Source organism: Actinotignum inguinis (assembly GCF_051265835.1).
GTDB classification, from domain to species: domain Bacteria; phylum Actinomycetota; class Actinomycetes; order Actinomycetales; family Actinomycetaceae; genus Actinotignum; species Actinotignum timonense.
Window position 1 is genome coordinate 25,398 of record NZ_JBOZDP010000004.1, and the last position, 12,770, is coordinate 38,167.

Sequence of the window (12,770 nt, forward strand, 5' to 3'; positions counted from 1 at the left end):
CCGATGTTGTGCGCCACTAAGAAGATTTGAGATTTTAGAAGTCGGCTCCGGTGGACAGATCCTCCAGACCGGTCTGCAGCACGGGCTCCTCCGGGCCGGCCGCAGCGCGCATGCGATCTTCTTCTGCATCCTGGAGGTCAATGACCTGACCGGATGCATCGAGAGCTGCCACATTCAGGCACAGCGACCGCATTTCCTGCATAAGAACCTTGAAGGATTCCGGAATACCAGCTTCGGGGACGTTATCGCCCTTGACGATGGCTTCGTACACCTTGACGCGGCCCACGGTGTCGTCGGACTTGATCGTGAGCATTTCCTGCAGGGTGTGTGCGGCACCGTAAGCTTCCAGGGCCCACACTTCCATTTCACCGAAGCGCTGGCCGCCGAATTGTGCCTTACCGCCCAGGGGCTGCTGGGTCACCATCGAGTACGGACCGGTGGACCGGGCGTGGATCTTATCATCCACGAGGTGGTGCAGCTTGAGCATGTACATGTAGCCAACCGAGACCGGATCCGGGAAGGGATCGCCGGTGCGCCCGTCGAAGAGCCGGGCCTTGCCGAAGCGATTGACCAGGGTGTGGCCTTCCGCATCCGGGAGGGTGGACTGGAGCAGTCCGTCCAGCTCATCGGCCTGGAGGCCGTCGAATACCGGGGTGGCAACCCGGGTACCCGGGGCGGCCTTGACGGTATCTTCGGGCAGGCGCAGGGCCCATTCTTCACCCGCTTCCCGGGCGGCGCTGGCATCCCACCCGCGGGAAGCCACCCAACCCAGGTGCAGTTCGTACACCTGGCCGAGGTTCATGCGGCCGGGAACGCCCAGCGGGTTGAGGATGATATCAACCGGGGTGCCGTCTTCCATGAAGGGCATATCTTCCACCGGAAGAATGCGGGAGATAACGCCCTTATTTCCGTGGCGGCCGGCCATCTTATCGCCCACCGTGATCTTGCGGCGCTGGGCGATGTACACGCGAACGGTCTCATTAACATCCGAGGGCAGTTCGTCGTTATTTTCCTTATCGAACTGGCGGATATCGATGACGATGCCGGATTCGCCGTGCGGGACGCGCAGCGAGGTATCGCGAACTTCCTTGGCCTTCTCCCCGAAGATGGCGCGCAGCAGGCGCTCTTCGCTGGTGAGTTCGGTTTCCCCCTTGGGGGTAATCTTGCCCACGATGATATCGCCGGCGCGCACTTCCGCACCGATGCGAATAATCCCGTGATCATCGAGATGCGAAAGCATTTCCTCAGACACATTGGGGATATCGCGGGTGATTTCCTCCGGGCCGAGCTTGGTATCACGCGCATCGACCTCGTGTTCCTCGATGTGGATCGAGGTGAGGAGGTCATCGCGCACGCAGCGCTCGGAGAGGATGATGGCGTCTTCGTAGTTGTAGCCATTCCAGGACATGAAGGCCACGAGCAAGTTCTGCCCCAGCGCGAGTTCGCCACCTTCGGTAGCTGCGCCGTCGGCAATAAGAGTTCCCGCTTCCAGGCGGTCCCCAGCGGAAACGACCACGCGCTGGTTAATGCAGTTGCCGGGGTTGGAACGTTCGAACTTGGACATCTTGTAGATGACGTGGCGGCCGTCGTCCTGTTCCACGTGCACGGCGTCGGCATCCACTTCGGTGACCACGCCGGGGGCCGCGGCCACCGTCACGTCACCGGAGTCAACCGCGCAACGCATCTCCCAGCCGGTTCCCACGTACGGGGAAACCGGGCGGATGAGCGGCACGGCCTGGCGCTGCATATTCGCACCCATGAGGGCGCGGTTGGCATCGTCGTGCTCGAGGAAGGGAATCATGCCGGTACCGATGGAAACCATCTGGCGCGCGGACACGTCCATGTAATCGATTTCGTCCACCGGAACGAGGGCCGGTTCGCCGCCCGGAACGCGCACGAGCGCTTCTTCTTCCAGGAAGTGGCCGTCCGCGTCGATGGGCGCTTCGGCCTGGGCGATATTGTGGTTATCTTCGTCCCCGGCCTGGAGGTAATCGATCTCGTTCGTGACCCGGCCATCGACCACGCGCCGGTAGGGCGTTTCGATGAAGCCGAAGGAATTGATCTGCGCGAAGGAGGCCAGCGAACCGATGAGGCCGATGTTCGGACCTTCCGGAGTTTCGATGGGGCACATGCGCCCGTAATGCGAGGGGTGCACGTCGCGCACTTCCATGCCCGCGCGATCACGGGACAGACCGCCCGGGCCGAGGGCCGAGAGGCGGCGCTTGTGGGTCAGGCCCGCCAGCGGGTTGTTCTGATCCATGAACTGCGAAAGCTGGGACGTTCCGAAGAACTCCTTAATCGCGGCGACAATCGGGCGGATATTGATGAGCGAGGAGGGCGTAATCGCTTCCACTTCCTGAGTGGTCATGCGTTCGCGCACCATCCGGTCCAGGCGCGCCAAACCGGTGCGGACCTGGTTCTGGATGAGCTCACCGACCGCGCGCACGCGCCGGTTGGAGAAGTTGTCAATATCATCGGTGCTCACGCGCACCGGGGTGGCACCTTCGGCGCACAGGATGGTCGGGAATTCGCCGTCCTCCCCCATGCGATCCATGCCCTGGTGGAGGGCAAGCAGGTAGCGCAGCGCCGCGGTGATATCCGTGAGCGTGAGCTGGCGAGCGGTGTTATCCTCCGGCAGGCCCAGCTTCTTGTTGATCTTGTAGCGCCCCACCTTCGCGGTGTCGTACCGCTTGGGGTTGAAGTAGAAGTTATTGAGCAGGGTACGGCCCGCTTCCGCTGTGGGCGGTTCACCCGGGCGCAGCTTGCGGTAGAGATCCTGCAGGGCTTCTTCCTGGTTGTGGACGGTGTCCTTTTCCAGGGTGTCAATGAGGATGGGGAATTCGGAGAAGGTTTCGCGAATTTCCGATTCCGTCATGCCCAGGGCCTTGAGGAAGACAGTCACGGACTGCTTACGCTTGCGGTCCACGCGCACGCCCACCGCATCGCGCTTATCGATTTCGAATTCCAGCCAGGCGCCGCGGGAGGGAATCACCTTGGTGTTGTAAATATCCTTATCGGAGGTCTTATCCGCGGTGCGCTCGAAGTACACGCCCGGGGAACGCACCAGCTGGGACACCACTACACGCTCGGTACCGTTCACGATGAAGGTACCGCGGTCCGTCATGAGCGGGAAGTCGCCAATGAAGGTGGTCTGCGACTTGATTTCGCCCGTTTCGTAGTTCTGGAATTCCGCGGTGACGTACAGGGGGGCCGAGTAGGTGAGATCGCGTTCGCGGCATTCGAGGATGGAGTACTTCGGTTCCTCGAGATGCGGGGCGGAGAGCACCAGGCCCATGGTTTGCGCGGCATTTTCGATCGGGGAAATTTCTTCGAAGATTTCTTCGAGCCCGGACTGAACGCCGGGGTTTTCCGCGACCCATTTATCCGAGCCGATCAGCCAACCGAAACTATCGGTTTGGAGGCCGAGCAAATTCGGCACTTGCAGTGGTTCATGGATTTTCGCGAAAGATACGCGGTCAACAACCGGCTTGCCGTTATGTGCAGCGAGCGAGTATGTGCGCGAAGCAGCCAAAGTGGATCCTTCCCTGACGAATCTGGCAGAAGGACAATCCAGTCACCCTCACCGAAAACCGCGATATCACGCCGAAAAGCGCTGCGGAGGTGATCAAGGGCATAGGAGTGTCAACGCAAGTTTCTACACTACACGTTTTAACGGCAAGAACCAAGACCCCAGGCCTATGCGAGGGGTCACACATAGGGATACCAGCGCTTGGCGGTGCCGGTATCTCATCTGAACTTCATCGTCCGAAAGTACTTTCGCACAAGAACGGCGTACATGCAAGTGCGGGCGCGCCGGGGCGCCGGGGCGCGGGGCGTTCGCGCAGGTCTGCGGGTGCGTGCGTATGTGGCGCGGCCCGGGCCGGGTGGCGAGCTTGCGTGCGCCGGGGCGCCGTTGCTCGGGGCGTTCCGGTAGCACGACGACGCCGCAGTCCCGCGTGGTCACCTCCTCTAGCGCAAGCGTTTTTCGAGGGTCACCTCGGCGCAGTAGCCTTCAAACCCGTGGGCGGTGTACAGCCGGCCGGCCCCGGTGGAACTATGGGTATCCACGTCCAGCCCTACGGTGGCATACCCGGCCCGTGCCGCATTGGTGATGACCCGGTCCACAAGCTGGCCGCCCACCCCGCGCCCGCGCACGGCCCGCAGCGAGCCGAGATATTCGATATAGAGCTCGGTGCCGTAGTCATTGGCGAGCGCGTAGCCCACTACCGCGCCGGTTTCTTCGCTGAGCGCCACGACGGAGCAGTCCAGGCGCATGCGCCACCCGGTGAGGAAGGAGTGCCAGGATGCGGCCTCGTAATCGTAACGCCCGTAGTGGTCACGGAAAGCTTCGGCGTGGGCGAGGCGCAGCGGTTCTTCGTCGGCGAGGGTGGGGGCGCGGAAGGTCACGCCGTCGATGTGGACGGTAGGGATTTGCGCGGCCGGGCGGCGCATCACTTCGTATTTGCGGGTGAGGCGGTAGCCGAGCTCTCCCAGCGCCGCGTTGGTTTCTTCTGCGTCATCATCGCGCGCTACCTGCACCGACAGCCCGGAATAGCGGGTTTCGGAGCGTTCGGCGAGTCCGATGGCGAGCTGCTCGCAGCGGCTGAGGAGTTCGGGGAGGTACGTGAGGTCCGGGCAGGCATAGCCGATATAAATATCGAGGTCATCATCTTGGTCGACGTCGCCCATCGTGGATACGGTGGCTCCGGCGAGGAGGTGATCGCCGCGGTACAGCGCGAGGGTTTCAGTGGCCGGATCGACCTCAGGATTGGCGAGGAAATCGCGCAGATCGCGCTCCGTGGCGGAGTGGAGCAGAGAAGGATCCGCGGCGCCCAGCGCGGCCCACGCAGGAATATCGCTCGGGGTGAGGGGGCGCCAACTCAGGGCTTCGCTTGAGCGCTGGTTCGGGCTTTGCTCCGGGGTCTGACTCGGGCTCTTCTTTGAGCCCGGGTTCAGGGTTTGCTCCTGGGGCGATTCGGAGCTCTGGTTTAAGCACGATTCGGGGCTGTGATTCGTCGTTGTTTCCTGCGTCATCTTCACGTTCGTCTTCGTTATCATCGTTGAGTTTGTATCCGGGCTCGTTTCCGGGGCGTTTCCGGGCTCGTCCCGGCTCGTTTCCGGGGCGAGCTGGTATCCGTTTCCGGCCCTGCCTCGGGCCTCGCATCCGCCTGTGCGCCGATGCTCACCCGTGCCAGTGTAGCCGGGAACAACCTTCGTGCGTACCATCGCGACAAAGTGGTACTGGAGAACATCGGGACTGACAAAGTGGTACTCCACGACAGAAAATCGTGGTTTGACTGTAGCTCCAGTACCACTTTGCGATCCAGCACGGCGCCGGACGGCCAATAGCACGGGGTCTCACATCACGGAAACCAAACAAGCGGATACGCCGGGGCGTATCCGCTTGTGGAGTGGAGGGCGGGCGTGAAGCCCGCGCGCCGATGGCTGATTTTTCAGCCGATTAGCCGAGTTTTCGGCGTGCCGTGTTACTTGAGGGTAACGGTGGCGCCGGCGCCCTCGAGGGCTTCCTTGGCCTTTTCGGCGGTGTCCTTGTCCACACCTTCGAGGACGGCCTTGGGAGCCGAGTCCACGAGGTCCTTGGCTTCCTTGAGGCCGAGGGAGGTGAGGGCGCGGACTTCCTTGATGACCGCAACCTTCTTGTCGCCAGCGGCTTCGATAACAACATCGAAGTCGGACTTCTCTTCGGCGGCAGCACCGGCGTCGCCACCGGCAGCGGCCGGAGCGGCAACGGCGGCAACGGGAGCCGCGGCTTCAACGTCGAATTCCTCTTCGAACGCCTTGACGAAATCGTTGAGCTCAACGAGGGTGAGCTCCTTGAAAGCTGCAATGAGCTCTTCGGTCGAGAGCTTAGCCATGATGGCCTTCCTTTCCGCTCTAGCGAGCAGACTCTATCTGATGGGCAGAAATACCTGCCGTGCAGATCTAACTGGGTGCGCGGCTGGGGGCCGCTCCGCGACGCGTATGCCGAGCCGCGAAAACTCCGAAATATCCGTGATAGTCGCTATTCGATACCCGTGATATTCCGAGGTGGAAGTGGCTACGCAGCCGCTTCCTGCTTGGCGCGCAAGGCGTCGATGGTGCGAACGGCCTTGGTGGCCGGCGCGTTGAGTACGTACGCTGCCTGGTACATGAGCGCCTTGAGAACACCGGCGGACTTGGCCAGCAGGACTTCGCGGGATTCGAGTTCCGCGAGCTGCTTGACGTCGTCTGCGGACAGCTGGGCGCCGTCCATCACGCCGCCCTTGAGGATAAGGGCTTCGTTCTCCTTGGCGAAGGTCTTGAGGGCCTTCGCGGCTTCCGGAGCTTCACCGGTGACGAAAGCAACGGCGGTCGGACCCTGGAAGGTCCCCTCCGCTACCTCGACTCCGGCCTGCTTCGCGGCGATATCAAGAAGGGTGTTCTTGGCGACCTTGTAGACAGCTCCACCCTGGAACGACCGGCGCAGATCTTTCATCTGGCCGACCGTCAGGCCACGGTACTCAGTAAACAGCACAGCGGTGGAGTTCTCGAAGAGCTCCTTGAGTTCCGCAATCGCTGCAGACTTATCGGTCCGTGCCATGGGGCCTCCTTCCGGTCTTACCCGCAGGATCGGCAACGAAAAAGCCCCGCGCGGTAAGGCACGGGGCTTGGATGACCTGCCGTGAGCACGGCAACATTTAGCTCTGTTCTTACCTGCGCTGGCCTCGCGGTGCGAGTTTGATCCCGTTGGAACCTGCGGTCTTTGGCATCGGTTAGTCTATCGTTTTCGCGCGGCCACGCCAAGGCCGATCCGCGTGGCTTGCCTCACGGGCGCGGATAGGTGGCCCTCCGCGAAGATCCACTTCCGGCCCGTGCACCGCCGGCGGTCCGGCACACGCACTGAAGGCGTACATATAGCGTGCGCTGGCCCGGTCCATATAGGTACGACGGCGCAGCTACGCCCACACCGGCCCGGCGAGCAAACACAGGTACCCCAGCGCCCCGGCCCCCATGAGCACACCGCGCCAGATGGGCCGGTCTGCCAGGTGGGCGATAGCGGCCAGTGCCCCTGCCACATTGGCGATCCCGTAGCGGCGCGGAATGGAACGGAAGTAAAGACCGCCGTTGATAATTTCCCGCGCCTGGACCACCACGCCCACAATAAGTGGCCCGGTAGCGCCCGATAGACCGAGCACCCGCCCGCGCACCGAGCGCAGCCCCGCCACCAGCGCGAGGAGCGGTCCGACCAGCAGAACAACATAGGCCACCGTGCCCCAGATCTGGGTGGGAGCGGAGATGAGCTCCGGGGAAAAGTGGTATTTCGCCGCGGGATTGGTTAGGCCGTAGGGATTGAGAAGGCTGAGAAGGAGCCGCCCAGTACTGGCCTCGCTTACCGGCGAGGTAGAGATCGCGTTGATGGCGGGCACGTAGCCTTCTGGGGTACGGGCGCCCTGGATAGCATCCCAGCCCAGGTAGCAGGCGGCCACCGTGAGTACCTGAGTACCGAGCAGCACCGCGAGGTGGCGCCGCTGCGCCCGCCCGAAGCCCACCAGGCCCGGCCAACAAATCGCCAAGGTAACCGGCACCAGAATCGCCAAAATTCCGGTGATGGAAATGACCCGGGAGAGGCAGATAGCCGCGGTTATCAGCGCGGGCAGCACCCAGCCGGTTTTCTTACCTACCACGATGCGCGCGCTCAGCCATGCCGCGGCCGCGCCGGCCAGCGGGCCCACGGCATCGTTATGCACCATGGTGGCACTGGCCGCCACCGAGGGCACCGCCAGGAAGAACAGCGCCGCCGCGAAGGACACCACCGGGCTCAAGCGCCAGGCGCGCAGCGCGGCGTAGAAAAGCCCCACTCCGGCGGCTACCAGCACCGCCGACCCCAGGCGGGCGCCCGTGAGGAAGCTCAATCCTGCCAGGCCGGCCAGGCGCGCGATGGCGCCGTCGACCAAAAAATACAGGGGCGGGTGGAAAGCATTGTAGTTTTCCGCGCGATAGGGCCAATCCGCCGGGGCCACCTGATCCCAGGCATCGCAGGGTGGTGGGGTGATGGCAGTACCGGCCGGGGCATGGCAGGCCCAGGCCTGGCGGGCCTGCGGGGCCATCACATCCCCGGGGGCGGGGACGGTGCCACTGGATGCCTTGAGGGAATAGTCCAGGTAGGTCCACTCCCCCACCGGGTTGATGGACGGGTTGTGCGCGAAGGCCCACGCCGCCCACCCCAGGCAGAGCAGCATGAGGAGGCAGGCGAGCAAAGCGTCACGTACGCGCGGATGGAAAGTCACGGCTCTAGCCTAAAGCACGGTTACGACAAGAAAAAACGGCGGAACGCGCGCGCCCGCCACAGCGATGTATGCGCGCAGATACGCGAACCGCCGTACGTATAACAAAGGGCGGAGACCCCTGAGGATCCCCGCCCTTCGCGTTACGCGTATATCCGCTTAATCGCCAACCGGCCCTTAGGCTTCGGCGCGAGTCTTGGTGGCATCAATCGGGATGCCGGGGCCCATCGTGGTGGACACGGTAGCCTTGAGGATGTAGCGACCCTTCGAGGAGGAAGGCTTGAGACGCATGATCTCCTCGTAGGCGGCAGCGTAGTTCTCCAGGAGCTGCTGCTCGGTGAAGGAGGTGTTGCCGATAATGAAGGGCAGGTTGGAGTTCTTATCCACGCGGAATTCGATACGTCCGCCCTTGATATCGCTGACGGCCTTCGCCACGTCCATGGTGACGGTGCCCGTCTTGGGGTTCGGCATGAGGCCGCGGGGGCCGAGCACGCGGCCGAGGCGGCCGACCTTGCCCATCATATCCGGGGTGGCCACCGCCGAATCGAAATCAGTCCAGCCGCCAGCAACGCGTTCAATGAGTTCGTCGCTGCCAACTTCGTCCGCGCCGGCGTCAATAGCCTGCTGGGCGCGCTCGCCCTGGGCGAAGACGATCACCCGGGCGGTCTTGCCGGTGCCATTGGGCAGGCTCACGGTACCGCGAACCATCTGATCCGCCTTACGCGGATCCACGCCGAGACGGAACACAACTTCCACGGTTGCGTCAAACTTCGTCACGGACGTTTCCTTCGCGAGGCGCATTGCCTCCACGGGGGTGTAGAGCACACCGGGCGCAATCTTTTCTGCTGCGGCGCGGTATGCCTTCGAGCGCTTTGCCATTTCTGCTTCTCCTTTAGTGCAGGTGTGGTCAGCGAGCCTGCGTGGCCCTTCCACGGTTCCACTCGGGAACCTGCGGAGTCTAAGAGCGCGGTTGCTCGATGCTCTTAGCTCCGGTTACGTTGTGGTCTCGGATTGCGGTGGAACGACGGCGCTGCCGCCTTCCAGCACGCGCTATTTAGATAGCGTCCGAGGTGATGCCCATGGAGCGGGCGGTGCCGGCGATAATGCGGGCGGCGTTGTCAATGTCGTTCGCATTGAGGTCCGGCTCCTTGATCTTCGCGATTTCGCGAAGCTGATCGGCCGTGAGGTGCCCAACCTTCTGGGTGTGCGGAGTGGGCGAACCCTTCTGCACCCCGGCAGCCTTCTTGATGAGCTGCGCCGCCGGCGGGGTCTTGAGAACAAAATCAAATGTGCGGTCTTCGTAGACGGTGATTTCCACCGGGACGATGTTTCCGCGCTGGGATTCGGTCGCGGCGTTGTACGCCTTCGTGAACTCAACAATGTTCACGCCGTGCTGACCGAGAGCCGGACCAACCGGCGGGGCCGGGGTGGCCTGGCCGGCAGGAATCTGTAGCTTAATGAAGCCTGCAACCTTCTTCTTCGGTGCCATATCTGGTCCTTTTCTCATTGAACAGCCGTCGCAATGGCTAGCGACGGCACGCCTATCTATATTACGGGAAAGTAAGCGATGCACAAAGCCCCGCCTGTGTGAGACACACCGCGGAGCTTGTGTTACATTGCGCGAGATACGAGCCTGCGTTGCCGGCGTACTCGCGTTTCTACACCCTTACGTCTATGCGTGCGCAGGTTACGGAAGTACGACGCCGCCGCAGCGGCCACGTGGAACTTAGTCTTCCTTGCGCACCTGGGCGAAGGAGAGCTCCACCGGGGTTTCCTGACCGACGAGCGTCATCATCACGGTGAGGCGCTGGTTTTCCGCGTCGATTTCCGAGACGGTGGCCGGCATTCCGGCCCATGGTTCGGCGGTGAGGGTAACCGGATCGCCCACTTCGAAGGGAGCGATGGTTTCCGGAGTGGCGCCGGTGGGCAGGCCCGCGGCGCGTGCTTCGTCTGCCGCGGCGGCTTCCACCACCGGGGTCAGCATGGTGACAACCTCATCAAAGGTGAGGGCCACCGGGGTACGGCCGTTGCCCACGAATCCGGTCACGCCATTGGTGGATTGCACCACGCGCCAGGAGTCATCGGTGAGGTTCATGCGAATGAGCACGTAACCGGGCATGCGCACCCGCGATACCAGCTTGCGCTGCCCGCGGCGCACTTCGAAGACTTCTTCCATGGGGACTTCGATCTGGAAGATGTAGTCCTCCATATTCATGGAGACAATGCGGACTTCCAAGTCCTGCTTGACGCGCTTTTCGTAACCGGAATACGTGTGGAGAACGTACCAGCGGCCTTCCAGGCCCTTGAGCTTGGCCCGCACCTCTTCTTCGGTGACGATGCCGTCCTTCTTCTTGCCCTTCTTGGAGGAAGCCGGAGCGGGTTCCTCAGCCGGCTCGCCAGTTTCAACAGCGGCTTCGGGCACTTCTTCGGAAGCCAGGCCGGCGGTTTCTTCCGCGGCTACGCTTTCCGGGGTGGTGGTATCGGTGAGGGAATCCGCGCTGGGAGCAGCCTCCTCAGCGGGCGCGCTTGCACCCGGTTCCATAAAAAGATCGTCGTGCGCGGTATTGTTCTCAGACACGCTGTTCCCTCACTGTTCTTGGGGCCGGCCCTGGTTCTGGACCTACCCGAAGATCCAGACGGTGGCGCGACCGAAAATAAGATCGAAGATTCCGATAAAGACCATCACGGCGAGGATGAAGAGCACCACCGTGGTGAACAGCTGCCCCAGTTCCTCCCGGGAGGGGCGCTGGACGCGCTTCAATTCACCGAAGATTTCGTGGAAGAACTGCGCGAGCCGGGCAAAGAAGCCCTTCTTCTCCGCAGCGCCCTTGGAGGACTTGGATGCTGCAACTTCCTTCACAGTGCGTCCTTTTCCTCGTCGTAACAATGCCCCGTCAGTATTGGCGGGGCAGGAGCAGGGTAGGAGGGACTCGAACCCCCAACCGCCGGTTTTGGAGACCGATGCGCTACCAATTGCGCCACTACCCTAGGTTGGCAACTCCACCATTATGCCTGAAACCGGGGTGCTCCGCGAGCTCCGGCCGCCAGGTGGACGTTGGAGTATCACGACCGCGAGGCCGTCATACCCGGAATAGCATAGTCGATAACGCCCCGGCCGTCCACTTCCAGCACTTCCCTTGGAGAAAGGTCACAGCCGCATCCGGGACAGTGTTTAATGGGAGGGTGAGTACTACACCGAGCCCCCGTACCCCGCGCCGCGTTTCCGCGCGCCTGGAAGCCCTTGCTCCCTCCGCCACCCTCGCGGTGGATGCCCGCCAGCGTGAGCTGCGGGCCGCCGGCCGCCCCATTATTTCCTTCGGGGCCGGGGAACCGGATTTCCCCACCCCGGATCATATTGTTGCCGCCGCGGCCGCCGCCACCGGCGATATCCGTAATCACAAATACTCCGACCCCAACGGCTTGCCGGAACTGCGCGAGGCGATTTGCGCCAAAGTCGCTTTCGATGCCGGGGTGCGGATTGACCCGAGCTGCGTCGTCGTTACTAATGGGGCGAAACAGGCCAATTTCGAAGCGTGGGCGGCGCTCATCGACCCGGGCGATAACGTGCTCCTCCCCTCCCCCTACTGGGTGACCTACCCGGAAGTCATTAAGCTCTTCGGCGGTACCGTGACCGAGGTGTACGCGCCCCCGGCGCAGGGCTTCAAGGTGAGCGTGGAGCAGCTCGAGGCCGCCCGCACCGAGAAAACGAAGGCGCTGCTGCTGTGCTCGCCCACCAATCCGACCGGCGCGGTTTACAGCGCCGCGGAAGTGCGCGCTATTGGCGCTTGGGCCCTTGAGCACGGGATTTGGCTGGTGGTCGATGAAATTTACGAACACCTCACCTACGACGGCGTGCGCACCGCCTACCCGCTGGCCGAAGTGCCCGAGCTGGCCCAGCAGACCCTGGTGATCGGCGGGGTTTCGAAGTCCTTCGCGATGACGGGCTGGCGGGTTGGGTGGCTCTACGGCCCGGCGGATGTGATGGCCGCGGTCAAGCGGGTGCATTCGCATCTGACCGGGAATGTCAATAACGTGGCGCAGCGGGCCACCATCGCCGCGCTCACCGGCCCGCGCGACCGCATCGAGGAAATGCGCGAAGGTTTCGCGCGCCGCCGCGGCCGCATCGTGCGCGAACTGGCCAGTATCGACGGGGTGGAGGTCGCGCCCCCGGATGGCGCCTTCTATGTTTTTGCCGACGTCGCAGGCCTGCTGGGCGGGGCGGGCCCCCGCCGCGCCACGAGCTCCTTGGAGCTGGCCGATCAGCTCCTGAGCGATATTAATGTTGCCGCGGTGCCCGGGGAAGCCTTCGGGGTGGGCGGCTTCCTGCGCTTCTCCTACGCGCTCTCTGATGAAGAGCTAGCCGAGGGCATGGCGCGGCTGCGCGATTACTTCGCCTAGCAGCCGGAGAGCTGCCTAGCCGGCTGGCTGTGCTCCACATGGCCAATCCGGCAGCCTCCCAACACATGTGGGCCGCGACGTTTCCGCCGCGGCCCACAGTGCTTGACC

Annotated in this window: 10 protein-coding genes and 1 tRNA gene; 1 reads left to right on the top strand and 10 read right to left on the bottom strand. The window is 63.1% G+C overall.

All coding sequences use genetic code 11. The features are described 5' to 3' along the window. Nucleotides 1-34: 34 nt before the first annotated feature. From rpoB to ACRQFC_RS03680, 10 genes are all read right to left on the bottom strand, one after another. Nucleotides 35-3,532 (bottom strand): DNA-directed RNA polymerase subunit beta, encoded by a 3,498-nt coding sequence (gene rpoB / locus ACRQFC_RS03635; RefSeq protein ID WP_026428291.1) that lies wholly within the window; start codon nucleotides 3,530-3,532, stop codon nucleotides 35-37. Nucleotides 3,533-3,969: 437 nt separating this feature from the next. After that, complete coding sequence (locus tag ACRQFC_RS03640) at nucleotides 3,970-5,058, bottom strand: GNAT family N-acetyltransferase (RefSeq protein ID WP_159455006.1); 1,089 nt, start codon at nucleotides 5,056-5,058, stop codon at nucleotides 3,970-3,972. Nucleotides 5,059-5,486: 428 nt separating this feature from the next. Next, nucleotides 5,487-5,876, bottom strand: coding sequence for a 50S ribosomal protein L7/L12 (gene rplL / locus ACRQFC_RS03645; RefSeq protein WP_026428293.1), 390 nt, complete (start codon nucleotides 5,874-5,876; stop codon nucleotides 5,487-5,489). 182 nt (nucleotides 5,877-6,058) lie between these two features. Then, a complete protein-coding gene (gene rplJ, locus ACRQFC_RS03650; protein ID WP_026428294.1) occupies nucleotides 6,059-6,580 on the bottom strand; it encodes a 50S ribosomal protein L10 in 522 nt (173 codons plus the stop codon). Between the two features lie 355 nt (nucleotides 6,581-6,935). Beyond that, on the bottom strand, nucleotides 6,936-8,267 hold the full coding sequence (locus tag ACRQFC_RS03655; protein WP_087070532.1) for a glycosyltransferase family 39 protein: 1,332 nt from the start codon (nucleotides 8,265-8,267) through the stop codon (nucleotides 6,936-6,938). Between the two features lie 174 nt (nucleotides 8,268-8,441). After that, a complete protein-coding gene (gene rplA, locus ACRQFC_RS03660) occupies nucleotides 8,442-9,143 on the bottom strand; it encodes a 50S ribosomal protein L1 (protein ID WP_087070531.1) in 702 nt (233 codons plus the stop codon). Nucleotides 9,144-9,318: 175 nt separating this feature from the next. Further along, on the bottom strand, nucleotides 9,319-9,753 hold the full coding sequence (rplK, locus tag ACRQFC_RS03665; protein WP_016443119.1) for a 50S ribosomal protein L11: 435 nt from the start codon (nucleotides 9,751-9,753) through the stop codon (nucleotides 9,319-9,321). 237 nt (nucleotides 9,754-9,990) lie between these two features. Further along, nucleotides 9,991-10,842 (bottom strand): transcription termination/antitermination protein NusG, encoded by an 852-nt coding sequence (gene nusG, locus ACRQFC_RS03670; RefSeq protein WP_284883275.1) that lies wholly within the window; start codon nucleotides 10,840-10,842, stop codon nucleotides 9,991-9,993. 42 nt (nucleotides 10,843-10,884) lie between these two features. Then, the gene (gene secE / locus ACRQFC_RS03675) at nucleotides 10,885-11,124 is read right to left on the bottom strand and encodes a preprotein translocase subunit SecE (RefSeq protein WP_016443121.1); all 240 of its coding nucleotides are present in this window, start codon (nucleotides 11,122-11,124) and stop codon (nucleotides 10,885-10,887) included. Nucleotides 11,125-11,179: 55 nt separating this feature from the next. Next, nucleotides 11,180-11,252, bottom strand: a tRNA-Trp gene (locus tag ACRQFC_RS03680). A gap of 195 nt (nucleotides 11,253-11,447) precedes the next feature. On the opposite strand from ACRQFC_RS03680, the gene ACRQFC_RS03685 reads away from it, so the two are divergent. Next, nucleotides 11,448-12,662 carry a pyridoxal phosphate-dependent aminotransferase gene (locus tag ACRQFC_RS03685; RefSeq protein WP_284883274.1) on the top strand — a complete coding sequence of 405 codons (1,215 nt, stop codon included), beginning with the start codon at nucleotides 11,448-11,450 and terminating at the stop codon, nucleotides 12,660-12,662. The last annotated feature ends 108 nt before the right edge of the window (nucleotides 12,663-12,770 follow it).